Annotated in this window: 18 protein-coding genes; 1 reads left to right on the top strand and 17 read right to left on the bottom strand. The window is 68.6% G+C overall.

Annotated features, from left to right (window positions below; genetic code table 11):
• The first annotated feature begins 95 nt into the window (after window positions 1-95).
• A complete protein-coding gene (locus tag VFZ09_RS35330; RefSeq protein ID WP_329732156.1) occupies window positions 96-593 on the top strand; it encodes a hypothetical protein in 498 nt (165 codons plus the stop codon).
• A gap of 284 nt (window positions 594-877) precedes the next feature.
• Here VFZ09_RS35330 and VFZ09_RS35325 read toward each other — a convergent pair whose 3' ends face one another.
• The 17 genes from VFZ09_RS35325 to VFZ09_RS35245 all read right to left on the bottom strand — a co-directional run bounded on the left by VFZ09_RS35325 (window position 878) and on the right by VFZ09_RS35245 (window position 24,714).
• Complete coding sequence (locus VFZ09_RS35325; RefSeq protein WP_329732155.1) at window positions 878-1,456, bottom strand: imm11 family protein; 579 nt, start codon at window positions 1,454-1,456, stop codon at window positions 878-880.
• A 17-nt stretch (window positions 1,457-1,473) separates the two neighbouring features.
• Window positions 1,474-2,040 (bottom strand): imm11 family protein, encoded by a 567-nt coding sequence (locus VFZ09_RS35320; protein WP_329732154.1) that lies wholly within the window; start codon window positions 2,038-2,040, stop codon window positions 1,474-1,476.
• 8 nt (window positions 2,041-2,048) lie between these two features.
• Window positions 2,049-3,428 (bottom strand): AHH domain-containing protein, encoded by a 1,380-nt coding sequence (locus VFZ09_RS35315; protein WP_329732153.1) that lies wholly within the window; start codon window positions 3,426-3,428, stop codon window positions 2,049-2,051.
• Window positions 3,428-6,157, bottom strand: a complete 2,730-nt coding sequence (gene polA / locus VFZ09_RS35310) for a DNA polymerase I (RefSeq protein WP_329732152.1) — start codon at window positions 6,155-6,157, stop codon at window positions 3,428-3,430. The genes VFZ09_RS35315 and polA overlap by 1 nt, the downstream gene beginning before the upstream one ends.
• 92 nt (window positions 6,158-6,249) lie before the next feature.
• A complete protein-coding gene (locus VFZ09_RS35305; RefSeq protein ID WP_329732151.1) occupies window positions 6,250-8,505 on the bottom strand; it encodes an FHA domain-containing protein in 2,256 nt (751 codons plus the stop codon).
• A 7-nt stretch (window positions 8,506-8,512) separates the two neighbouring features.
• Window positions 8,513-10,279 carry an ATPase, T2SS/T4P/T4SS family gene (locus VFZ09_RS35300; RefSeq protein WP_329732166.1) on the bottom strand — a complete coding sequence of 589 codons (1,767 nt, stop codon included), beginning with the start codon at window positions 10,277-10,279 and terminating at the stop codon, window positions 8,513-8,515.
• Window positions 10,280-10,412: 133 nt separating this feature from the next.
• Window positions 10,413-11,861, bottom strand: coding sequence for a type II and III secretion system protein family protein (locus tag VFZ09_RS35295; protein WP_329732150.1), 1,449 nt, complete (start codon window positions 11,859-11,861; stop codon window positions 10,413-10,415).
• Window positions 11,862-11,890: 29 nt separating this feature from the next.
• Entirely contained in the window at window positions 11,891-12,427 is a 537-nt protein-coding gene (locus VFZ09_RS35290; RefSeq protein WP_329732149.1) for an A24 family peptidase, read from the bottom strand.
• A 109-nt stretch (window positions 12,428-12,536) separates the two neighbouring features.
• A complete protein-coding gene (locus tag VFZ09_RS35285) occupies window positions 12,537-13,421 on the bottom strand; it encodes an FHA domain-containing protein (protein WP_329732148.1) in 885 nt (294 codons plus the stop codon).
• Window positions 13,422-13,484: 63 nt separating this feature from the next.
• Window positions 13,485-15,680 (bottom strand): hypothetical protein, encoded by a 2,196-nt coding sequence (locus tag VFZ09_RS35280; protein WP_329732147.1) that lies wholly within the window; start codon window positions 15,678-15,680, stop codon window positions 13,485-13,487.
• Window positions 15,677-17,140, bottom strand: a complete 1,464-nt coding sequence (locus VFZ09_RS35275) for a hypothetical protein (protein ID WP_329732146.1) — start codon at window positions 17,138-17,140, stop codon at window positions 15,677-15,679. Before VFZ09_RS35275 ends, VFZ09_RS35280 begins: the two co-directional genes overlap by 4 nt.
• Window positions 17,141-17,253: 113 nt before the next feature.
• On the bottom strand, window positions 17,254-19,353 hold the full coding sequence (glyS, locus tag VFZ09_RS35270) for a glycine--tRNA ligase subunit beta (protein ID WP_329732145.1): 2,100 nt from the start codon (window positions 19,351-19,353) through the stop codon (window positions 17,254-17,256).
• Window positions 19,343-20,323, bottom strand: a complete 981-nt coding sequence (glyQ, locus tag VFZ09_RS35265) for a glycine--tRNA ligase subunit alpha (RefSeq protein ID WP_329732144.1) — start codon at window positions 20,321-20,323, stop codon at window positions 19,343-19,345. Before glyQ ends, glyS begins: the two co-directional genes overlap by 11 nt.
• Before the next feature lie 54 nt (window positions 20,324-20,377).
• Window positions 20,378-22,525 carry a protein kinase domain-containing protein gene (locus VFZ09_RS35260; RefSeq protein WP_329732143.1) on the bottom strand — a complete coding sequence of 716 codons (2,148 nt, stop codon included), beginning with the start codon at window positions 22,523-22,525 and terminating at the stop codon, window positions 20,378-20,380.
• Window positions 22,526-22,572: 47 nt separating this feature from the next.
• A complete protein-coding gene (locus tag VFZ09_RS35255; protein WP_329732142.1) occupies window positions 22,573-23,556 on the bottom strand; it encodes a carbohydrate kinase in 984 nt (327 codons plus the stop codon).
• A 24-nt stretch (window positions 23,557-23,580) separates the two neighbouring features.
• Window positions 23,581-24,315 (bottom strand): DNA repair protein RecO, encoded by a 735-nt coding sequence (gene recO / locus VFZ09_RS35250; RefSeq protein WP_329732141.1) that lies wholly within the window; start codon window positions 24,313-24,315, stop codon window positions 23,581-23,583.
• A 9-nt stretch (window positions 24,316-24,324) separates the two neighbouring features.
• Complete coding sequence (locus tag VFZ09_RS35245) at window positions 24,325-24,714, bottom strand: helix-turn-helix domain-containing protein (RefSeq protein ID WP_329732140.1); 390 nt, start codon at window positions 24,712-24,714, stop codon at window positions 24,325-24,327.
• Between the last annotated feature and the right edge of the window lie 14 nt (window positions 24,715-24,728).

Genomic DNA, 24,728 nt, shown 5'->3' with positions numbered 1-24,728 from the left:
CGCGACGAGCGGTCGTTGGCAACCGGCTTGCTTTAGACGGCGCCACGAGAGCGGAGGGCAGCGGAATGGTGGAGCGGGCACGGCGGGGAGCAGGGGTGGCGAGGGTGTTCGCGGGGCAGCCGGAGCGGCTGGCCGCGGCATGGCGCCGGGTGCGCTTCGCCGAGGCGCGCAAGGACGGGGGGCCGCCGCGCAACCAGTTGGACAGCGTGGTGGAGCCGTTCATCCGCGAGGTGGGGAAGAAGCTGGAGGGCAAGGAAGGCAGCCCGTGGAGCCGGACGCGCGCGGTGCTGAGGCTGGCGCCGGGGCGTGGGGTGCGCGCGCTGCACGAGGAGTTCGCGGCGCTGCGCCGCTGCCTGGTGGACGCGGTGGAGGCGCTGGGGGGAGGCGACACGGAGCGGGCGGTGGTGAACCAGGCGCTGGACGAGGCGGTGGACTCGTCGGTGGCGCTGATGGAGCGCCTGGGCAATCCGCTGGCGCCGAGGCCGAGGGTGCCCTTCGCGGGCCTGGTGGTGCAGATCTTCGAGAAGCAGCCGGTGGCGATTCGCGAGCGGCCCTCGGTGAGCGAGGAGCACGAGCGGGTGGCGATGCATTGAGTTGAGGGGGGTGCCGACCCGTCCGGCTTGACTGCTCCAATGCTGGGAGGAGTCCGAGGGCCGACGGTTGAAGGGGGCGCGCTGACGGGCCAATTGGGGGGCCCGAGGCGCGAAAAGGGGGCGTGTTCCCGCGCGGGGGTGCGGTGAGCGCGCAAGGAGTGGCCGTTGGAAGCCGCGTGAATGGGGGTTCACGCGCCTCGACGGCCGGACGGGTCGGCGTTGTTCTCCGGGCGGACGCGTACGTCGGTATGCGTCCGCCCGAGTCTTTTCAGACTTCGCGGACGTCAGGCTTCACGGAGCCGGAGGCCAGTCATGCCCGCGCGCTCCATGGCCAGCTTGACGCGCTCGGTGAGGATGATGGCTCCCGTCCATCCCCAGGGACGGCAGATGCTGAGGTCTCCCATCCTGGCCGGGTCCACCTTCAATCCACTGACATTCTGATACTTGCCGACCAGTTCTGGCTCTCCATCCTCGGGCCTCCAGTACGACACCTCCTCGCATCGGGCGTCATCGATGCAACGGATGACGTTCAAGACATTGAGAATGAAGTAAGGCTCCGTGTGCCCTTCCACTTGAGCTGGAATGAATTGGACCTCGTTTCCAAGCTCCAGCTGCTCGAAGAGTGAGACGAAACGCTCGGTCACCACGGGCGTGGCAAGCTCGGTCAGACTGAAATCCAGCGGAACGCCGGGATGGGCGATGCCGAGAACGGGCCGCCCATCCAGATGAAGCAGTGTCCCTCTCTTGAATTGCCAGGGGTCCAACTTCCGCCCATGGTCATCAATGTCTGTCTGATACAACACCCAACGGCACGGCACACTCATTTCGTCCCACAGCTCGAAATAACGCGGAGGAGCGCCCATGGCTTGATCCTGACCGCTCAAACTCCCGTGAACCTGGTGCCGGTAATGGCCGCATCTTCCATCGCCAGTTTGATGCGTTCGGAAACAATGAGGGTAACCGTCCACCCCCATGGACGGAAGATGTTGGAATCTCCCACTTTCGTCGGATCCACTCTTAAACCTCTTATATTTCGATACTGGCCCAATTTGTCCGGGCGGTTGTCCTTGGGCAGCCAGTAGAGAACCTCCTCGCAGCGAGCATCGTCAATGCAGCGGATCACACGGAGGGCATTGAGCAGAAAGTAAGGCTCGGTGAAGCCATCCACTCGAGCCGGTATGAATTGCACCTCCTGCGCAAGACCCAGGTGCTCGAAAAGAGAAACGACGCGGCTATTGACCAACGGCACCGTCAAGCCAGTCAGACTGAAATCGAGAGGAGCTCCTGGGCGGACCATTCGCAGCACTGGCGCAGCCTCCAGCTTGATGACCTCTCCATCCTTGAATTGCCATGGATCTATCTCTCGCCCATGCTCATCTACGTCGGGAGCGCTCAAGTGCCACCGCCCAGGGACGTACAGGTCATCCCACAAATCGAAATATTGCATCGGAGAATTCATGGCTTTTTTGTGAGAAGCTTATTGAGCACCGATCCTGGCTTGCAGATGTCAGCTGCAATCTGATCGAGTTCCTCTACGATTTTGGCCCGGCACTCAACCTTGCCTCGGCATCTCCCAAGCGCAGTCTCCAAGCGAGTGTAGATTTCTTGGTGGTATGCCTCGGGATGTGGACCCTGATGGGCGATGAGATAAACGATATTCGCCGGGTCATCCAGGCTCATGGCAGCACGAGCGAAGAGAATCTCGAAGCGAGGCGTCCAAGGACCGCCGCTGACATCTGATATATCGTTCTTATTCGTGGCGAGGTGATGTGCCTTGGCCTCGCCTTTGTCCGAGGCATCCCGGCAGGCACCTGACGTCCGAGCGGAAGTGACTGCAGCAGAGACAGCGGTGGCCGCCGTATTCGCGGACACGCCCATGAGGACCACCGTGCCGTTCGCCACGTTCACCTGGGCACGGGTCCCCCCCCCTACTGAGAAACCGCCCCGAGCGCCCCCTCCCGCGAAAGCGAAGCGTGGAGGTGAAAAGCGTGCCCACATCCCGCCCTTTGGCACCTCCGGCAACCCCTTGGCCAGCTTCGCCCCGGCCACCGTCACCAGCACGCGCAACCCTACTCCCCCGATTGCCCTACCAAAGCGCTCGGCGGCGGCCTCGAGTTGCTCCTGCGTCCTCGCCGCCTCCGCCTCCCGGTAGAGGTTCAGGCATGCCAGACCCACGGTGTAGAGCTCCGCCGCGCTGTAAGTCAGCAGCAGGCCCAACGTGATGGCTCCAGCCAATGCCTTGCTGAACACTGGCTCGGGCGCGGCCCACGCCGCCATGTACAGCATCATGGACAACGCCATGGAATACGCGACGGTCGGTGAGCTGAGCAGTTCCACGGCCGCCGCGCGCACGCCCTCGTCCATGTAGCGAGGTGAGAGTTTGAGTGCATGGAACCACCGGCTGCTCTCGAGGGAAGACAGCAGCGGCATGGACGGAGGACCGTATAGCTGCGCGTATGCCTCACGCACACGTCTCTCCAGATCAGACAAACGTGCGCCTGGCGATGGTTCCGAGAAAAGGTCCACCGTCACCGTGGCCCGAGGACGTCCCGACTCAAAGGACCTGACCGACCGTGGCATGGGCATCTGGAATGCCGTCTCCAGGGCCTCCACGAATGCCCGTGCATCCTCCACTGCGAGCCGTGCCAGGGCCGGGTCCGGCCCGAGCGGCTTGAAGGTGAGCTCGAGCCCATGGCCATACGTGGGGCTGTGGTGTCCGCTGACCGCCACGCCCTCCAGCACGGAAAGGCGTGACTCGGATTCAGGTGAAGCGGCCCGGGCCCACCGCGGCACCAGCAACAGCAGACCCAGAGCGAGAACCAAACGCGGAGACATCAGTGCGCGTCCGCCCACGTCTTCCCCGCCCCCACCTCCACCTTGAGGGGCACCTTGAGCTGCATCACCGCGTTCATGCACCGGCGCGCCAGCTCCTTCACCTGCTCCACCTCGGCCTCCGGCGCCTCGAAGAGCAATTCGTCGTGCACCTGCAGCAGCATCTGCGTGCGCAAGCCCTGCTTCCGCAGTTCCTCGTCCACCGCCAGCATCGCCTTCTTGATGAGGTCCGCCGCCGTGCCCTGGATCGGCATGTTGATGGCGGCGCGCTCGGCCGCCTGCACCACCTGCCGGTTCTTCGCGCGCAGGTCCGCCATCGGCCGGCGCCGCCCGAAGAGCGTCTCCACGTACCCCCGCTCCCGCGCCACCCGCACCGTCTCCTCCAGGTAGCGTTTGATGCCCGCGTAGCGTTTGAAGTAGCGCTCGATGATGTCGCGCGCCTCCTCGTCCGGGATGTTCAGGCGCGTGGACAACCCGTACGAGCTCAGGCCGTAGGCGATGCCGAAGTTCACCGTCTTCGCCACGCGGCGCTGATCCCTCGTCACCTGGTCCTGCGCCACGCCGAAGATCTCCGCCGCCGTGCGGCTGTGGATGTCCTCGTCCCGGGCGAAGGCGTCGATGAGCACCGGATCCTCGGCGATGTGCGCCAGCAGCCGCAGTTCGATCTGGCTGTAGTCCGCCGAGACGAGCTGATTCCCCTCCTCCGCGATGAAGGCCCGGCGGATCTCCATTCCCAGCTCGGTGCGGATGGGGATGTTCTGCAGATTCGGATCCGACGAGGACAGCCGCCCCGTGGCGGTGGCCGCCTGGTGGAAGGTGGTGTGGATGCGCCCGTTCCTCGCCAGCTCCGGCAGCGTGTCCAGGTAGGTGCTCTTGAGCTTGGACAGCGAGCGGTACTCGATGATGGCGCGCGGCAGCGGGTGCACCTCGGCCAGCTTCTCCAGCACCTCCTGATCCGTGGAGGGGCCCGTCTTCCCGCGCTTGAGGACCGGCAGCTCCAGCTTCTTGTAGAGCACCTCGGCCAGCTGCGGGTTGGAGCCCACGTTGAACTCGGTGCCCGCGAGCGTGTGGATCTCCTTCACCTTCGCCTCGCAGTCCGCCCCCACCTTGTCGGAGATCTGCCGCAGCACCTTCACGTCCACCTTCACGCCGCGCGACTCCATGCGCGCGAGCAGCGGCACCAGCGGCAGCTCCAGCTCCCGCGCGAGCTTCGCCAGGCCCAGGGGCTCCAGCTCCTCCCACAGCCCGGGAGCCAGTTGCCGCGCCGCTTCCGCCCGGAGCGCGTACGCCAGCGCCACCTCCTCGGGTGTGTACTCCTTCAGCGCACGGGCCTTGCGGCCACTCGTGGTGGGCAGCTCGGGCAGGTCCACCTGGAGCCGCTCGCGGGCGAGGAACTCCACGCTGTGATCCCTCCGCGAGGCATCCAGCAGGTAGCTGAGCAGCTCGACGTCGTCCTCCCCTCCCCTCAGCTGGATTCCCTCGCGGTTGAGCAGCAACCAGAGGGCCTTGAGATCATGCCCGCCCTTCTTCACCGCCACGTCCTCCAGCACGCCCTGGAGCGCCGCCTTGAAGTCCGCGGGCCGCACCTGCTCCACGCCGAGCCCCTCGTGCGCCAGCGGCACGTAGCGCGTGGTGCCGTCCTTCAGCGCCACCCCCAGGCCCACCAGCGACGCGGCGAAGGGCAGACCCTCGTACGCGGGCACCAGCGTCACCGCGCCCGCCTCGCGCACCGCCGTGGCCAGCGCCTGGAGCGCCTCCTTCGTGGTGACGATCTCCGTCTTCGCCGGCAGCTTCGCGGCAGTCCTCGGAGCCTCGCTCGCGCCCGTGCCCTCCGCGGCGGCCTCTCCTCCCGTGGCGGCCTTCGGCGGCAGCTCGCGCAGCAGCGCGGAGAACTCCAGGTCGGTGAAGAGCTGGCGCAGCTGCTCGTCATGCGGCGGCTGGCGCTTCAGCTGCTCGATGGACACGTCCAGCTGCAGGTCCGTGCGGAACGTCACCAGGTCTCGCGCGCGCAGCAGGCTCTCGCGGTGCGCGGCGATGGCCTCGCGCATCTTCGGCTTCTTCACCTCGGAGAGCCGCTCGAGCATCGCGTCCACGGAGCCGAACTGCGTCAGCAGCTCCACCGCCGACTTGGGGCCGATGCCCGGCACCTTGGGGACGTTGTCCACGGCGTCGCCGATGAGCGCCAGGTAGTCGCGCATCTGCGTGGGCTCGATGCCCAGCCGCTCCTTCACCTCGGCGGGGTCCGTGTAGCGCTCGTTCTGCGGATCGTACAGGTGCACGTCCTTGTCGACGATCTGCACGAAGTCCTTGTCGCCGGTGACCACCAGGACGCAGAAGCCCTCGGCCGTGGCGCGCCGGGCCAGGGTGCCAATCACGTCATCCGCCTCCCAGCCGGCCACCTCCAGCACGGGCAGGTTCAACGCCTCCACCACCTGGCGGATGAAGGGGAACTGCTGCGCCAGGTCCTCCGGCGTCTCCTTCCGGTTGGCCTTGTAGTTGGGATCGATCTTCTGGCGCTCGGCGCGGCTCTCCTTGTCGAAGGCGAGCGCCACGTGGGTGGGCTTCAGCTCCTTGAGCGCCTTGAGCACCTGCCGGGTGAAGCCCAGGGTGGCGTTGGTGGGCACACCCTTGCGGTTCGTCAGGGGGGGAATCGCGTGATAGGCGCGGAAGATGAAGCTGGAGGCGTCGATCAGGACGAGGCGGGACGAGCCGCCCGGAGGGCTGGGAACCATAGGTCCCCGGCCATAATCGAGCCCCCGCGCCCTGTCCATGGCGGGGACGCCCTCTGGGAGCACCCGTCAACGCTCCCGGGGCGTCCCGGGGTTCAGCAGCCGTTCTCCTTCTTCGTGGCCACCACCTTCTCCTCGAGCCCGTCACCCGGCACGGCGAGGTCCAGCACGGCATCCAGATCCTCGCAGGTGGCGGCGGCCTTGAGCGCCTTGAGGCCACGCGTGGAGCAGCGGCCCACCTGGTAGTTCAGGTCCGTGTTGCCCGCGTAGAAGCGGAAGCCCAGCTTCCAGATGCGGCAGGCGCGGCGCTGATCTCCGCGCTCATCCCAGAACGTGCCCCGCGTGATGGCCTTGGAGGCCATGTCCTGCTGGATGTTGCGCTTGTAGAAGGACGGGCGGGTGTCGGCCATATCGCCCATCAGCCGCTTGTCCACCTCCAGCGCCTCCTGCAGGGGCTCGGCGGCCTTCTCCACGTCCTCGTTCTGCAGGTGGCCCTGGCCGATCTTGAAGAGCTGATCCACGTTGCTCACGTCCGTGAGCAGCTTGTCCGCGTCGTTGTGGTACTGGGCCAGCTCGTAGTTGGAGCGCAGCTTCTGCAGGGTGGCGACCGCCTCGCCCCCGCGTCCACTCCAGTAGTCCATCATGCCCGCGACCAGGAACTTGTGGGACAGGCGCTGCTTGAAGGTGTCCTCCACGATCTTCTTCGGATCCGGCGCGGCCTCGTCCTGGAAGAAGATGTCCGACACCGGGCAGAGCCACGGAGCGGCATTGGGCTCCACCTTCTTCCGGGCGATGAGGAAGTCCAGGTAGATCCTGTCCTTGGGCCGCCACTCGTTGCGCCCCAGCCGCTTCTTCTTCTCCAGCACCAGGTTGAAGCCGATGGGGGGCTCCAGCTCCTCGCGGGACATCTTCTGGCAGGCGAAGCCCATGTAGCGGCCGCACGTCTGCACCGCGGGAGCCCACTGGGCGTCGCGCAGGTAGCGCTTGCAGTCGTCCTCGGCGCGCTTCACCACCTGGGCCACCGCCTCCTGCACCTTGGGCTTGGCGCGGCGGAAGTAGGCGCTCTCCTTGGGAATCTTCTTGAAGATGTCCAGCGCCTCCTCCTCCTTCAGGCGCCCGAGGGCCTTCTGGCCCTGCACGTAGAGGTCGGCCGACTCCTTCTCCAGCTTGATGCGGCGCATCAGCGTGTTGGCTTCGGCGTTGATCGGATCGATGTCCAGCGCCTTGGAGCAGGCGGCCTCGGCCTTCACCCAGTCCGGCTCGCTGCCCTCCATGGAGGAGTAGGAACGGCACTGGCTGAGCGACTCCTGCACCAGCTCGGTGGGGCTCGGAGGCGGAGGAGCCAGTTTGGCGGGTGAGGTACCCGGGCCGCTCCCCTGGGTGCTCTTGACGATCCCCGCCACCAGCAGCAGACCCACCACGCTGGCGGCCACCACCAGCAGCCGCTTGCGCGAGGCCGGAGCACCTCCCGCCTCCGCCTCGGCCGCTGGCGCCGCCTCCGCGCCCGTGCCACGCCGCGAGGGCACGTCCCGCCCACGCCGCACGGGCAGGTGGGAGGCCCCGGCGGAGCCCTCGACCTCCACCTCCACCATGCCGAAGGTGATGACGTCGCCGGGCTGCAGCACCACCGGCTGCGTGCCCATGGGCTCGCCGTTGACCAACGTGCCGTTGGCGCTGCCCAGGTCGCGCAGCACCGCGCCCTCGGGCGTCTGCTCCACCTCGGCGTGCTTGCGGCTCACCGAGTCGTCATCCAGCACCACCGTGGCGGGCGCCTGGCGGCCCACCACCAGCTTGCCCTGCACGGGGTAGCGCTTGTTGGCCCAGGGCCCGGTGAGGCCCTTGAGCACCAGACCGCCCGTCTCCGCGCCCTCGCTCGCGCCCGGTGCCGCGGCGCCGGGGCTCCCGGGCCGGGGACGCTTCGCCAGGGCCGAGGGGCCTCCAGCACCCGGCGCGGGCCGCTTGATGGCGGGCATGGCCCGGGTGGCGGAGCGGGGCATGGGAGCGCCGCCACCCTCCTCCGCGGGCTCCGCCGGCTTGCGCGCGCCGGTGGTGCGCGGGCCCGCGGCCGCCTTGAGCCGCAGCTCGTAGTCGCCCAGCAGCACCTGGGACTTGGGCGTGAGCACCGTCATGCCGGTGATGCGCTGGCCGTCCACGAAGGTGCCGTTGGCGCTGCCCACGTCCTCCACCATCACCTTGCCGCCCTCCACGACGAAGCGGGAGTGGCGGCGCGACACACCGCCCTCGGCAAGGACCAGATCATTCTGGCCTTCCTGGCGGCCGATCTTCAGCTCACCGGAAAGCTCGTGCTCGCTCTCGCTGCCGTCGGGGTGACGGACGACCAGGGTAGGCATGGGGGCGTCAGTCCTCGCGGAAGATGCTCATGTTGACGGGGATGCCCTTGCGCTGCAGGTCATCGTAGAACTTCGGCACGAAGCCGCTGGCCACGTAGCGCCCGCGCACCTTCCCGTCTTCCGTGAAGCCTTCCTGCTTGTAATAGAAGATGTCCTGGAGGGTGACGATGTCCACCTCCATGCCGGCGATCTCCGTGATGAAGCAGATCTTCCGCGTCCCGTCCGAGAAGCGCGTCTGCTGCACGATGATGTGCACGGCGCTGGCGATCTGCTCGCGGATGGCCTTCACCGGCAGCTCCATGCCGCTCATCAGCACCATCGTCTCCAGCCGGGCGATGGCGTCGCGAGGCGTATTGGCATGCAGCGTGGTGAGCGAGCCGTCGTGGCCCGTGTTCATCGCCTGGAGCATGTCCAGCGTCTCGCCCGCGCGGCACTCTCCCACCACGATGCGGTCCGGCCGCATGCGCAGGCAGTTCTTCACCAGGTCGCGGATGGAGATGGCGCCCTTGCCTTCCAGGTTGGGCGGGCGGCTCTCCAGCTGCACCCAGTGATCCTGCGGCAGCTGGAGCTCGGCGGCGTCCTCCACCGTGACGATGCGCTCGTCCTCGGGGATGAAGGAGCTGATGATGTTGAGCGTCGTCGTCTTGCCCGAGCCCGTACCGCCCGAGATGACGATGTTCTTGCGCGCCTTGACGCACATCTCCAGGAACTCGGCCATCTGCGCCGTGACGGTCTTGTACTTGATGAGATCCTGGATCTTCAGCGAGTCCTTCTTGAACTTGCGGATGGTGATGCAGGGCCCCTTGAGCGCCAGCGGAGGGATGATGGCGTTCACGCGGCTGCCGTCCTTCAGGCGCGCGTCCACCAGCGGGCTGGACTCGTCGATGCGCCGGCCGATGGGCGCGACGATGCGTTCGATCACGCCGAGCACCGCCTGGTTCGAGCTGAACGTCTTCTCGGACAGGACGAGCTTGCCCTTGCGCTCGATGTAGATCTGGTTGGCGTGGTTCACCATGATCTCGCTGATCTCATCCGACGCGAGGAACGCCTCGAGGGGCCCCAGGCCCAGCGCCTCGTTGATGACGTCGGTGAGCAGCTCTTCCCGGTCCACCTCGGGCGGGAGCTCTCCGTCCGCTTCCATCTGATCGATGATGTCGCGGATGGCCTTCTCGGTGCGCCGCCACAGCTCGTCGTCGCCGAGCCGGTCCATGTCCATGCGGCGCAGATCGAGGTACTCGATCAACCGGTCGTGGATCTCCTTCTGGAGCCGGGTATAGGCCTCGAGCCGGGGGTCCACGCGCTTCTTGTTCTTGGCCAGCGCCGAGGCCAGCGAGGCCGGCATGCGCGCGTTGGCGGCCGGGGCCGGGGGCGGAGGCTCCGGCTCCTCCTCCTCGTAGGCGCCCTGCCCGCCGTCGTCGTAGCCCTGCTCCTCCTCGTAGTACTCCTCCTCGGGAGGCGCGGTGCGCGTCATGGAGCCCTGCTCCTCCAGGGGCTCCACGTTGATGATGTAATCGCCGATGAAGATCTGATCGGCCGGCTTCACCACCTGCGGACCGGCGATCTTCTTGCCGTTCACGAAGGTGCCATTCGTGGACTTCATGTCCACGACGATGAGCTTGCCGTCCTTTTCGACGATCTTCGAGTGGTACTTGGAGACGTTGCCCTTGGCGAGGACGATGTCATTGCCAGCGAGGCGGCCGATGGTGATCTCGTTCTTTTCGAACTCGATCTGCTCGGTACCTCCGCCCTTCTCCTCGAGCGTGACGAGAAACATGGCGCGGATGCTACCAAGCACGCACGTCCCCTCAAAGAGGAGGCAACGCGTTGGGCCAACAAAGCAGCGAGGCCGGCGCCCATCCCCTGGGGGACGAGGCCGGCCTCAAGCAGCCGAGCAGCCGTGCGGGCGCTCAGTCGAAGATGTTGAAGTTGACCTCGGAGCGGGCCTGCTTGTAGCGGCTCTTCACGTCCTCGATGATCGTCCGGATCTTGTCCGAGTCCGGGTTGACGATGCGGGGCGTGACGAAGATGACCAGCTCGCGCTTGGTGGAGTCGAACGCGCGGTTCTTGAAGAGCTCGCCGATGATGGGGATGTGACCCAGGCCCGGCAGCTTGGAGACGGCCTTCTGCTCGTCGTGGCTGAACACGCCCGACAGGACGATCGTCTCGCCGTGGCGCACGGTGACGTTCGTCTTCACCTTGCGGGTGCGGAAGCCGGGGATGGCCGAGGAGCTGCCGAAGGACACGGCCACCGAGGTGTCGATCTCGCTCGCCTCGGCCTCGATCTCCGTCTGGATGTTGCCGTTGCGGTCCGCGGTGGGGCGCAGGTTGAGGATGACGCCGTAGGGCTTGTACTCCACCGAGAACTGGTTCTGGGTGATGAGGGGGATGGGCACCTCACCGCCCGCGAGGAACTCGGCCTTCTCGCCGCTGGCGCACACCAGCTTGGGCTGCGCCAGGAGCCGGCCGTAGCCGTCGTTGCCCTGGAAGCCGATGGAGAAGTCCGAGCCGCCGACGATTCCCATCAGGCCGCTGCCCGAGCCGAACGTGCCGGGATAGAGGCTCTGGGTGAGCGAGGTGGTGGCGGACACGCTGCCGGTGATGTCGGTGGGGTACTTGATGCCGTAGCGGTCGCGCGAGTTGCGGCGGATCTCCACGAACTGCACCTCGGAGAGGATCATCCGCTTGATGCCGACGACGAGCAGGTTCTCCACCTTCTCGCCCACCGCCTTGACGATGAGCTCGGACTTCTGCAGGTCCTGCTGGCTCTCCACCGAGCCCTCCAGGAAGATGGTGGAGCCCACCACGTTCACCTGCACGTTGCGCAGGCCCGCCTTCTGGAAGGCCGCGGTGAGGTTCTGCGCCACCAGCTTCTTGGCGTTGGGCGCCACCTTCACGAAGCTCTTCACGTTCGGGTAGAGCGACACCACCTGATCGATGCGCTCGGCGTCGCCCGCGGTGTACGCCTGCCCTTCCAGGTAGATGCGGTCACCCACCATGCGCACGGACACGCCTTCAATCTCCCCGAGCAGCTTCTTGAGCTCGGAGATGACCTCGTTGGGGTCCTGCTTGCGCACGGTGACCAGGTAGCTCACGCGCTGGCCGGAGCTCTTCCAGACGAGCAGCGTCGTCTTGCCCTCGGCCTGGCCCTGCAGGAGGATCTGGTTGTTGCCGATGACCTTCACCTCGGCCACGCCCGGATCTCCCAGCGCGATGCGGGTGGTACCGGGCACGGTGATCACCTTCTGGGTGCCCACGCCGAGGTTGATGGTGCTGCTATCCTGGGCCCGAGCGGAGCCCGCGGCGAACAGGGCCAGCAGGGTGCCGAGCGCGGCCACCTGCGTGAAGCGTCCAAGCATCGTGAGAGTCCCTTCGCGTCGCATCCGAACTACCCCAGTTTGTCGTGCTGCCAGTACATGGCCCAGAAAGTACCCAGTGCGATCGCCACGCCGTAGGGGATGTGGTGCCCCGGTGCGCTGACCGCGCTCTCGTCCATCAGCCGGACCCGGACCGCCCACCGCCGCACCATGTGGCCCATGGTCTCCCAGACGGCGCCGTGCCACAGCAGCGTCACCACCGCCTGCAGCGCACCCGCCAGGGAGATGAAGGCCGCCGCCGCCATCACCGTGGGAAAGCCCAGCACCGCCCCTACCCCCGCCATCAACTTCACGTCGCCCCACCCCATCTTCCCGCCCCTCGCCGCCGGCACCAGCAGCAGCGCCAGCCCCAGCCCGGACACCACGCCACTCACCAGCCCCGTCTCCAGGCCGCCCACGCCCTCGGACCACAGGCGAACGCCCAGGGCCACCGCCATCAACGGGTACGTGACGACGTCCAGGATCCGGCGGCTCAGTACGTCCGTGGCCACCGAGATCACCAGCGCCACTCCCAGGACGGTCCAGAGTGCGATGTGAGAGGAAGTCATGTTCAATCCGCCTCTCAATCCGGAAAGAGGCGGATTTGGGAACTAAATCAGGGAGGGCCGCTCTCCGTCAATTGGCCAACAGCCCGGTCCCCGGCGCGGAAGCAGGCGCTCAGGCGTAGGAGAGCCGCACCCGCTCGCTGCAGATGAAGTACTCGTCGCCGTCCTCCACCTTGCGGCGTTTGATCCGCTGCTTGTTGAACCAGGTGCCGTTGGAGGAGCCCAGGTCCTCGATGAAGAAGTCGTCGCCCTCGCGGACGATGACGGCGTGCTCGCGGCTGACCTTGCCGGAGTTGATCATCAGGTCGCAGTGCTTGCCGCGGCCGATGACGAAGCGGTCCTTGGTGATCGTCTGCGGCTCGGCGTTGTCCATGGCGAGGATGAGCGCGGCACCGCCCGGCTCGTCCATGGGCTCGTCGTCCATGGGCTCGTCCTCGTCCATGGGCTCGTCCTCGTCCATGGGCTCGTCGGCGGCCATGTCCATGCCGGAGTCGTCCGAGTCCTCGGGGAGCGGCTCCTCGTCGATCTCCTCGCGGGGCTCGTTGCTCTTGCCCTTGATGAGGCGCTCGAGCTCGGCGGCGGTCTCCAGGACGCGCTCGGCGACCTCGCGGCGGGCGGGGTCGTTGTCCAGCGCGTTGGCGGGAGGACGCTCCTCGGCGGCGGCGGCGCGGGAGGGCCGCTGGGGGGCCGGGGCGGGCAGAGGGGTGTCGTCGCGGGGAGGAGGCGCCGCCTTGGCGGACGCGCCCCCGGCGACGGGCTGAAGCACGGGCGGAGCGGACTTGCTGGGGGCCGCGGCGGCCACGCGCGGGGCGGGCGCCTCGGAGCGGTCGTTCCGGGCCACCTCGATGAAGCCGTTGAGGCGGGCGAACATGAACAGCGCCTGGTTGATGAGCGCGTCACGATCCGAGCCCATCTGCTGGGCCATGTCTTCGTAGGTCTCCCACAAATGGTCGGCGATGCCGACCTTGCGGGCGGGGCGGGAGTTCTGGTCGATCATCTGTCTTGACTCGCTAATCCTGGTGCCCCGGACTCTAGCAGAGCCGCCCAGGGACGCGAAATCTCACCGGAACGTGGACAGGCCGTTGCTGTTGGTCACGCCCGCGGTAATGGCCGTCAGGTCCACCTCGAGCACCCCGTTGGCCGAGGGATAGGCGATGTAGGCGTAGTCCTTGTTGCCCACCGTCGCCTGCACCACGGGCCCGGGCAGCCGGAAGAAGAACAGGTCCTCCACCTGCGCCACCGAGATGAGGTACGGGAAGAAGTGGGAGTCGGTGGAGATGACGTAGCGCTCCCCGCGGACGAGGCCCCGGGTCGGATCGTCCAGGTTGGCCCGGGTGACGCGGAAGCGCAGCACCACGTCCTCGGTCTGCCCCTGATAGCCCGGGGGGTGGAAGAAGTACGGGCCCCGGATCTCATAGGGCTCACCCGCGGCCACCCGATCGATGTAGTCCTCACTGCCGCTGGAGAGCACGAGCGGCCTGGTGCCCGCGGCGCGGACCTGGAAGAACGGGAAGTCGGCGCACGCCTCCGGGAGCGCCCCCGAGGGGATGAGGGTGGCCCGGGTGCCGCCGTCGGCCGGTGGCACCACCGAGCCCACCGGCACGGCCGTGGCACACGTCTGCCCGCCCGTGCGCGCCGACAGCAGGATGATGAGGTCCCCGGGGAACACCACCTGTCCCTTGCCCACTCGCGGCACGAAGGGGACCTCGAACGCATCGTTGTTCTTCGTGTTGCGCTCCACGGCCTCCATCTCGGGCAGGAGCCCCTGGTACACCAGCACGTACGTCTGATCCCGGGTGACGCCGAACGTCAGATCCTGCTGGTCCCCCGTCGCCGTCGCGGTCTGGTTGACGAAGACGTCCGCGGAGGCATCCGAGGAGGCGCCCAGGTAGTTGATGAACGAGACGGTGGCGGTGACCGTGTTCTCCGTCTGCCCCTCGCCCCAGACGGCGTCGGTGTTGAGGTGCGTCAGCCTCACCGCGTCGAAGAACAGGATGGTCCCGTTGGAGAGCGGCACGATGCCCAGCACGGGCACGGTGAGGCCGCGTTGCCTGCGGGCGGTCACGGTGGGGTCGGGGTCCAGGCGATCCGTGGGCTCCCCCGCGTCGATCTGCAGGTTCCTGTCCGTGGCCAGCGACAGGCCCGTGGGCAGCCCGGTGCCCGCGCCGATGGGCAGCATGTCATACAGGCGCGCGGCATTGCCCAGCGCATCCCTGCCCGAGAGGTCCTTGGACACCTGGCCCGTGTCCACGTCCACGGCCAGTACGCCCGTGCACTGGAGCCGCACGCCGCAGTCGGACGGATCCAGGATGCCGAAGATGCGCGAGCCGGCTTCCACGACCTGGACCTCCGTCTTCCGCGTCGTGGCATCGAGCTGCCGGACCTCGGGGTATTCCACGCGTCCATGGGTGGCGAGCTGGAGCACCTGCGCGCCGCCGAAGTTCAGCTCCTGGACCACCGGGGAGGCCCCCTCCGTCCCCAGGTTCATCCTGTACACCCGACCCGCCCCGCCCCGCGTGGCGCGCGTGGCCACGGCGAGCACCCCGCGATGGGACACGCCCAGCGGGTTGGGCAGCACGAGGAGGGAGTTGACGGCCACGCCAGCGGGCAGCCCCTCCCCCGGCAGCGGCGTCGCCGTGACCGTTCCGGAGCCCAGGCCGTTCCGGGCCGGCAACTGCGCCGACCACAGCCGGGCCCCGGTGGTCTCCTGGGTCGCGAAGTAGAGCGTGGTGCCGCCGTTCTGCTCCTCGGGAGCCCTGGCCGCGAAGGCCGTCACCGGACCCTCCGAGGGGGAGCCCCCCGCCTTGGTGATCACCTGGGTGTCCAGCCGCCGCACCTCCTTGAGGACCTCGCGGTCCGCGTCCACGACGGAGATCAGCGTCGAGCCGCTGCTGCGCGCGAACACGAGCCGGCCGGACTGCTCCACCCCATGGCCGTCGTAGCGCACGTCCCGCGTGAGCGCCTGGGGCCGGGGCAGCACCGGGATGGCGAGCGGCTGCAGCGGATTGGGGGCTCGCAGGAACTTCCGATCCGCCAGTTCCTTCACGAGCGAGAGCACGCGCAGCTCGTTGTTGTCCGTCGAGGTGACGAACAGCAACTGCTCCGGCTCATCCCCTTCCTGCTCCGGCGGATAGCTGACCAGGGCCACGTCGTACGTGCCCGCCAGACCCGCGTTCTGTTCGAACTGCGTCTCCTCGGTGCAGGCGGACGACAGCGCCCCGGCCACCACCATCAACGACACGATCAAGCGCTTCACAGCTGCTCCTCCTGGCACTGCGCGGACTCGCCCTCGTCCTGCCGGACTCCCAGATGAGCCACCAACCGGGCCAGCTGCGGGCTGCCGAGCTCCTTGATGTCGATCACCGAGATGCGCCCATCCCCGAAGTTGCTGGCGAAGATGCGCGCCCCACCGCCCTGCTGCTGCACGGCGAGCCCGAAGGGCTGGGGCGACTGCGTGCCGTTGACCTCGCCCACCGCCACCTGCGCCACGACCTGGCCCACCTCGGGGTCATAGATGGCCACCACGCCGGCGTCGGTGCAGGACACCAGCACCAGCTCGCTGCGCGACTCGCCGCGAGACACCAGCTTCACCTGGGAGGGACCGTTGGGCAGGGGCACCGCGCCCACCACGGTGAGCTTGGGCGTGTTCGACGCCGTCTCGATGCCCTCCACGTTGACGATGAGCAGCGTATCCGGCTCGCGCACGGCCACGTACAGCCGCCGGGGGGCCGAGGGCGTCAGCGTGGACCGCGGGGTCAGTGCGAGCCCGCGCGCCTCCGACGCGGCGAAGCCCAGATCCAATCCGGGCTCGATGAACTGGTTGGCCTCCAGGTTCTGCTTGTCCAGCACGCGCACCAGCGTCCGCCGGGACAGCGTGGTATCCGAGATGCGGGTGTTGCTGAGCCGGCCCGTGAAGAAGACGTACCGCTCATCGGCGACCACCGAGTTGGTGCCGCCGATGGGGAAGCCCGCGAGGTTCAGGGGGTGGAAGTCCGCGCTGGAGAGGCCGGGCTCCTGTCCGGGCACGTCCACCAGGTACGACTCGTAGTTCGTCTGCGACCGCTGGGGCGAGTCCACGGGGTTCAGGTGGGTCACCCACACGCGCACCCCCTCCTTCCCCTCGTCGGGATCGGGGATGCCGGAGGTATCCACGGAGACGCCGAAGGGAGCGTCCGCGCGCGGCTGCCCCTCCTGGGCTCCCGCCACTCCCGAGGCGAGCGACAGGGCGCCAGCGGTGCAGTCGTTGCTCTGCGGGCTGTTCGCGCAGGTCAGCTGCGTCGGCGCCGTGATGTCCACGTAGTGGAGATAGTTTCCGTCCCCGCGGGTGGGGATGAAGAGCCGGGGCGAGGCATCCGTGCGCTCCCAGAGGGCCATCTCTCCCGCGAAGTTGTCGATGTAGCGGAACGACTCCGGGGCGACGTTGAGCTGTCCGAGCTCCGCCGTCTTGGCGGCAGGGTCGTACTCGCCGAGGGACTTCAAGCCATCGCCGCCGGAGCCCGACACCCGATCCAGGTCGACCGCCATCACGGTGCCCTGGTCGAAGCACCGGTCGAAGTTGGCGCTGGCCACGTAGAGGATGCCGTTGGTGGAGCCGGGCACCGAGCGGTGCACGAGGCCGCTCGGATAGACGAAGCGATCCGTGGGCGGCGGCCGCTCGTCGGTTCGGGAGCACGCGACGGCGGACAGGAGCGCGAGACTGAGGAGAAGGGGGCGCATGTAAGGGGGGCGGAGTGTAGAAACCGCTCCGACGCCGGGCAACTACAAAGGTCCCCGGCTATTCCCTACCTGCCATACGCCCCCACTGGAGGTTGGCTACCCTCCAGCCGAGATCATGCCTCGGCCTGGATCTTCGAGAAGTCGGCCACCTGGTTGAACAGGGTGCCGATCTCCACGAGGAGCCGGATGCGGTTCTCGCGCAGGTCCTTGTCCTCGGCCATCACCATGACCTTGTCGAAGAAGGTGTCCACGGTGGGCTTGAGGCCGGTGATCTCCTTGAGGGCGCCGGAGAAATCATCGGCCTTGACCTGGTCGGTGACGCGGGAGCGCGCCTGCACGTAGGCCGAGTGGAGCTGGCGCTCGGCCTCGTCGGTGAGGCGGTTGGAGTCCACCCCGCCGCGGGACACGTCCTTGCCCTGCTTCTCGACGATGTTGACCACGCGCTTGAAGGCGGCCGCCAGGGGCGCGAAGTCCGCCTGGCCCACGATGCTGGCGAGCGCCTGCAGCCGCTTGTGGGCGGCCACGAGGTCGTCGTAGCCGGCGGACAGCACGGCCTCCACCACGTCGGTGCGGTACTGCTCCGTCCACAGCGCCTTGAGGCGGCCGCGGAAGAACTCGAGCACCTGCTCGCGGGGCGCGGGCTCCCCGGCCTTGCGCTTGACGTTGGCGATCTTCGGCGCGAGCTGCTCCAGCGCCGCATCCACCGCCTGGGAGAGCGAGAAGCGGTAGCCGCGGCCCAGGACGATGCGGATGACGGACAGGCAGGCGCGCCGCAGGGCGAACGGATCCGCCGCACCGCTGGGGCCCTTGCCGATGGCGAAGATGCCGCAGAGCGTGTCCAGCCGGTCCGCCAGGCCGATGAGGGCGCCGGCGTCCTGCGTGGGCAGCGAGTCCTCGGCCGTGCGAGGCAGGTAGTGCTCGAAGATGGCCAGGGCCACCGCCTCGGGCTCGCCACCGGCGCGGGCGTACTCACGGCCCATGACGCCCTGGAGCTCGGGGAACTCGCCCACCATGCCGGTGACGAGGTCCGCCTTGGCCAGGGTGGCGGCGCGTTCGAGGGTGGACGTGAGGCCCGTGTGGCCCGTCCACCCGGCCAGCTTCACGGACAGGGAGCGGAAGCGCGCCACCTTCTCCGCGTAGCTGCCGAGCTGACCCTGCCACACCACGCGCCCGAGCTTCTCGGTGCGGCTCTCGAGCGGCGTCTTGCGATCCTCGTCGAAGAAGAAGCGCCCGTCGGCCAGACGCGAGCGCAGCACGCGCTGGTAGCCGCGAAGGGACAGGTTCACGTCGCGCACCGGCGTGTTGGACACGGCGATGAAGCGCGGCATCAGCTTGCCGTTGCCGTCCACCACGGAGAAGTAGCGCTGGTGGCTCTTCATCTCCTGCACCAGCACCTCGGGGGGCAGGTCCAGGTGCCGCTCCTCGAAGGAGCCCACCACCGGGTTGGGCAGCTCCACGAGGTGGGTCACCTGGTCCACCAGGGACTCGTCCTCCATGAGCTTGCCACCGGCCTGCTGGGCGGCCGCGCGCACCTTCTCCACGAGCTGGGCCCGGCGCTTGGAGATGTCCGGCACCACGTTCGCCTTCTCCAGGGCCGCCTCGTAGTCCGAGGGCTTGGAGATCTCGATGGGCGCGGGGGACAGGAAGCGGTGGCCGTAGGTGGTACGGCCGCTCTTCACGTCACCGAGCACCACCGGCAGCACCTCGTTGCCCAGCAGCGCGATCATCCACTGCACGGGCCGCGCGAAGGCCTGGTCCACGTCGCCCCAGCGCATCGTCTTGCGGAAGTTGATGCCGTGCACCGCCGCGTGGAGGATGTCCTTGAAGATGTCCGCCGCCGGGCGGCCCTTCTCCTCCACCTTGGCGCCCAGGTACTCGCCCTTGGGCGTCTGCACGCGCAGCAGCGCGTCCACGGAGAGCTTCTGGCTCTCGGCGAACTTCTCGGCCGCCTTGGTGGGCTTGCCGTCCTTGTCGAAGGCCGCCTTCGCGCTCGGGCCGAGCACCTCGCGGGTGATGTCCTCGCCCCGCTCCGCCACGTCCTTCACCCACACCGCCAGCCGCCGCGGCGTGCCGTAGGTGCGCACTTCCCCGTGCTTCAGCCGGGCCTCGGCCGCGCGCTCGGTGATGATGCGCTCGAGGTCCGCGAGCGCCGGGACGATGAACGACGCGGGGATCTCCTCGGCGCCGATCTCCAGGAGCAGATCACTTGCCACGGGCCACCTCCGCCTCGGCGGGCTTGTTGAAGGTCACCGTCTTCCAGTACTCGCTGGCGGCCTTGCCCTCGAGCACCGGCGGCTGCTCGCCCACCGTCCAGGGCGTCTTGAGCAGCGGGAAGCCGAGCTTCTCGCGCATCTTCAGGTAGCCCTCGGCGCACAGGCGCGCGTTGTCGCGCACGCGCTTGATGAAGTTGGCGCGCTCCGTCACCGAGATGGCCCCGCGCGCGTCCAGCAGGTTGAAGGCGTGCGAGCACTTGAGCGCGTAGTCATACGCGGGCAGCGGCACCTCGCGCTCGATGAGGCGCTTGCACTCCTTCTCGTACGCGTCGAACAGGCTGAACAGCATCTGCGGGTCCGACTCCTGGAAGGCGTACCGACTCATCTCCACTTCGTTGGCGTGGAAGATCTCGCGGTACTTGACGCCCTTGACCCACTCGATGTCGTAGATGTTCTCCACGTTCTGCAGGTACATGGCGATGCGCTCGAGGCCGTACGTCAGCTCCGCCGCGACGGGCCGGCACTCGAAACCCCCGCACTGCTGGAAGTAGGTGAACTGGGTGACCTCCATGCCGTCACACCAGACCTCCCAGCCCAGACCCCAGGCGCCCAGGGTGGGCGACTCCCAGTCGTCCTCGACGAAGCGGATGTCGTGCTCGAGCGGATCGATGCCGAACGCGCGGATGGAGTCCAGGTAGAGCTGCTGGACGTTCTTGGGCGCGGGCTTGAGGATGACCTGGAACTGGTGGTGCTGGAACAGGCGGTTGGGGTTCTCGCCGAAACGGCCGTCGGCGGGACGCCGCGAGGGCTGCACGTAGGCCACGTTCCAGGGCTCGGGGCCCAGGGCGCGGAGGAAGGTGGCCGGGTGCATGGTGCCCGCACCCACTTCGAGATCATAGGGCTGGGTGATGATGCACCCTTGCTTCGCCCAGTGATTCTGGAGCGTGAGGATGAGATCCTGGAAGTACATGGCGCCGCGGACCCTAGTGATGGGGTCCGGGAGCGTCAAGGACAGCCGTGACGCTCACTGCGCTTGCCAGTCGGGAAGATCGGAGATGCGCACCGTCATGTCCGTCACCTGACCTGGCTTGATGGGAACGGACAGCATCTTGTTGACGCCGTCGGGGTCAACCACCAGCAGCCGGTAGGTGTCCACGGGCAGCGGCACCTTGCGCAGCGGTGTGGTGCCGAGCTGATTCTCACCATCGAACACCGCGGCGCGAGGAATCGTGCGGAGCGTGAGCCAGCCGAGCGCCGCCTTCGCCGCGCCCTTGGCGGTGCTCGTGTCGATGATCTCGGGCTCGCCGTCGACCGGCGGCTCGGCGTCGGCGGTGGCCGGTTTCGCCGGAGCGGCGGCCTTCGGCTTGGACTCCGGCGCGGGATCGACGGACTTGCGCGTCCGCTTGGAGGTGGCTCGGGTGGGCTCCGGCGTGGGTTCCGCGGCCTGGGCCACCACCGGCGCCTGCTCCGCCGCGGGCCGCGGCGTGGGCTCCGGGGACGGAGTCTCCTGCCCTGCCGCCTGAGCCTCTGGCTGCGAGGACAGGGGTACGGGGAAGCGTTCCGCCGGAGGAGGCCCGTGAGGCGGCTCCTCCCCCTTCAGGCGCTCGAGCGCGGTGGCGAACAGGGGGGTCAACCGGGCCCGCGTCGGCGGGTGGTAGAAGGCGACGCCCACGGCCACGAGCAGCAGCACCAGGAAGAGCCCCCCACCCCAGCCCCTTCGCTGTTTCGCCAGCTCCGCCTGGGCCTCCGGGGACAGCCGGGCACGCGGGGACGGCAGGGTCACCTCGCGCTCCTCGGTCCCGGCGGCCTCGGCCTCGGGCTCTTCCGGGATGGCCACGGGCCGGAATCCTCCGGGGGCCCTGCGGACCGGCTGCGTCTTCTCGAGCGGATCCTCCTCGTCCTCCTCCGGCTCGGCGGCCACGGGACGGGAGACCGCCGCCCGGGCAGGTAGCCGCGCGGGAGCGGCCACGGCAGCGGCCCGGCGAGGAACGGGAGCGGGCGTCTTCGCCGGAGGAGCGGCCACGGACGCCATCTGCCCCGAAGGCGGCTTCGCGACACGCGGTGGAGCCACCGGGGCTGGAGGTGGGGGCCGGCGCATCCGCTCCGTGGGATCTTCCTTGTCGGGAGCACCGAGCGGCACGGCGGGTTTCTCGACCCCCGTGTCCCGCTCGAGGCCATTGGCGCTCTCCAGCAGCGCGCGCGTCTTCTGGAGCTTGTCCTCGAAGAGCTGGCGCATCACCGTGGCCAGCTGCTCCTCGTGGAAGAGCTCCGGTCCGCACGCGGCCTCGATGGCGCGGGCCATCTCCCGGCCCGAGGCGAAGCGCCGCTCCGGCTCCCGCTCCATCGCGCGCATCACCACCTGGGACAGCGCCTCGGGCACGCGTGGGTTGAGGCTCGAGGGCGAGGGCACGTCCGCCGCGGAGATCTTCAGCATCACCGCGCCCTCGTGGGAGCCGGCGAACAGCCGGCGTCCGCAGAGCAGCTCGTGCAGGAGGATGCCGGCGCAGAAGAGGTCGCTCCGGCCGTCGAGCTGCTCGGAGCCCTGCACCTGCTCGGGAGACATGTAGCCGGTGGTGCCCTTCACCATGCCCACCTGCGTGCGGCCGAGCCGGCCCTTCACCTTGGCGATGCCGAAGTCGATCACCTTCACGTGGCCATCGAAGGTGACCATCACGTTCTTGGGCGACACGTCCCGGTGCACCACCGGCCGGGGCTTGCCCGAGGGATCGGTGAAGTGGTGCGCGTAGTGGAGCCCGAGGCACGCATCCCTCACGGCTCGGGCCGAGAAGCCCAGGGGGAGCGGACGCTGCTGCTTGATGGAGGCCTGGAGGATCTGCTCGAGGTTCTGCCCGGCGAGGAACTCCATGGCCAGGTACAGCTCCTCGTCCTCCTGGCCGAGATCGAAGACCTGGGCGATGTTCGCGTGCGCGAGGGCGGCGGTGATGCGGGCCTCGTCCAGGAACATGCGGACGAAGTGCTCGTCCTTGTGGATGTCCGGGAGGATCTGCTTCAGCGCGACGAACTTGCGGAACCCACCGGGCCCGGCGGTGAAGGCGAGGAAGAGCTCGGCCATCCCGCCGACGGACAGACGGGTGACGATCTCGTACTTGCCGATGCGGCGTCCGCGGTCGGGGTCGAGACCCGCGTTTCCTGGGTCCCCTGAGTAGGCCATTGACGCCGCATTCTAGCGGTTGGGTGGAACCGGGTCGACAACGTGGCTCAAGCCGGGTCCTGTAGCCAGGGAGGCAACACGCCCGCCATCTCCTGCCGGCCGGGCAGGCCCGCCACGGCGCCGAGGTGCTCGACCACCCGGGAGCCCACCGCACAGCCGAAGGTGGCCAGCGCCTCCAGGTCCTCGCGAGAGGCCTTCGCGAGCGCCGCGTCATCCGCGTAGCGCCGCGAGAGCCCATGGAGGAAGGCCGCCGTGAAGCCATCCCCTGCCCCGGTGGTGTCCACCACGCGGACGCGGGGCGCCGGAACGCGAACCACCTCGCCGCGCCAGAGGAAGACGGCGCCGGCCTCGCCCCGCGTCACCACGGGCAGCGTCACGCCCAGTCCCGAGAGGTGACGCAGTGCATCGTCGGGGTCCGTGCGGCCGGTGGCGAAGGCGATCTCCTCCTCGGAGAGCTTCACCACCGAGCACCGGGGCAGCAGGAGCCGGAGCTGCTCGCGCAGCACCTCGAGGTCCTCCCACGCGTGGAGCCGGAGGTTGGGGTCACAGCTCACGATGCGCCCCGCGGCGCGAGCGGCCTCCACGGTGCGCAGCATGGCCGCCCGGGCCGTGGGCAGCTTCAACGAGTTGGTCCCGAAGTGCACCACGCGCGCACGGCCGAGGAAGGCCGGGTCCACGTCCCGCTCGCTCAAGAGGAACTCGGCCGAGTTCGTGCGGAAGTACGTGAAGCTGCGCTCGCCGCGCGCGTCGATGGAGATGAAGACGAGCCCCGTCCTGGCCTCGGGCGTCTGGCGCACGTGGCTGACGTCCACGCCCTCGGCGGCGAGGCGCTCGCGCAGGAAGTGGCCGAACTCGTCCTCGCCCACCACGCCCACGTAGGCCGAGCGGCCGCCCAGCCGCGCCACGCCCACGGAGACATTGGCCAGCGAGCCACCGATGCTCGGCATCCACGCCGTCACGTCGCGCACGCGCTGAGCGGACTCCGCGGGGAGGAAGTCCACCAGACTCTCCCCGACACACACCACGTCCATGAGCCGCCTCCTGGAAGCCGCCCGTCAGTCCAGCCCCACCTGGGCCATGAAGTCCACGCTCTTGAGGCGGCGGCCGAGGTGGTGGGAGATGAAGACGTTGAGCACCCCGCGCGCCCGGGCCCGGAGCTCGGCCGGCAACGGGGTGCGCTGGCCCTCCTGCAGCGCGCGGAGCCCGGACAGCAGCTCGGCGGGGACGGCCACCGCGTCGCGCGCCCGGAAGCCACAGGGCTCGCACACCGCGCCGCCATGCGCCTGGTCGAAGCGGGGCCGCTCGCCCGGCGGGCCACCACACAGCGCGCACGAGTCGAAGCGGGGCATCAGCCCGGCCTGGGCCAGGGCGGACAGCTCGAAGGCCAGCAACGAGGTGGGCCCGGCCTCCTTCGCGTCCAGCTTGCCCAGGTACTCCTCCAGCAGCTCGAAGAGCTCCAGGTGCGGCTCGTGGTCGCGCGTCAGCTCGCGGCACAGCTCCACGGCATACAGGGCGCGAGCGATGAGGGAGAGGTCCTCGCGGGCCCCGTAGTAGCCGGCGACGATGTCGGCCGAGTCCAGGCGCACCGTGGAGCCACGCGTCTCCACCAGCTGCACGCGCAGCCGCATGTAGGGCTCCAGCGCGCCGGCGAAGCGCCGCTTGCTCTTGCGGGCCCCGGCCGCGAAGGCCGTCAGCTTGCCGTGCTCGCGTGTGAGGAGGGTGACCAGCCGGTCGGACTCTCCGTAGTCCACCGTGGAGAGGACCAGCGCCTCATCGACGAAACGCTCCATGAGTCCGGTTCAACGCGCGAGGGGGTTGGGAGCCTTCCCGGTCATCACCAGGGCCACGTACGCCCCCACGCCGAGCGCCACCACCAGCAGCACGGCGAGCGCCAACCAGGCCCGCTTCCGCCGCTCGCGCTCCAGCACCACGGGGCTCGGCTCCGGCGTGGCCTTGTCCACCTCCTCGTAGCGGAGGATGGCCTCTTCCGGGGCCAGGCCGATGACGGTCGCGTAGGCGCGGATGTAGTTGACGACGAAGACGCGCGAGGGCAGCCGCTCCATCTGCCCTTCCTCGAGGGCGGCGATGAGGCTCGGGGAGATCTTCGTCACCTGCGACACCTCGTCGCGGGACAGGCCGCGCAGCTCGCGCTGCTGGGACAGGTATTTGCCGAATTCGACGTGGTCCACGGGGGTGGGACTTT

The sequence above is a fragment of the Archangium sp. genome (assembly GCF_036277355.1).
In the GTDB taxonomy this organism is placed as follows: Bacteria; Myxococcota; Myxococcia; order Myxococcales; family Myxococcaceae; genus Archangium.
Note: the sequence above shows the minus strand (reverse complement) of the source record. Positions and strands in the feature narration are given on the sequence as shown.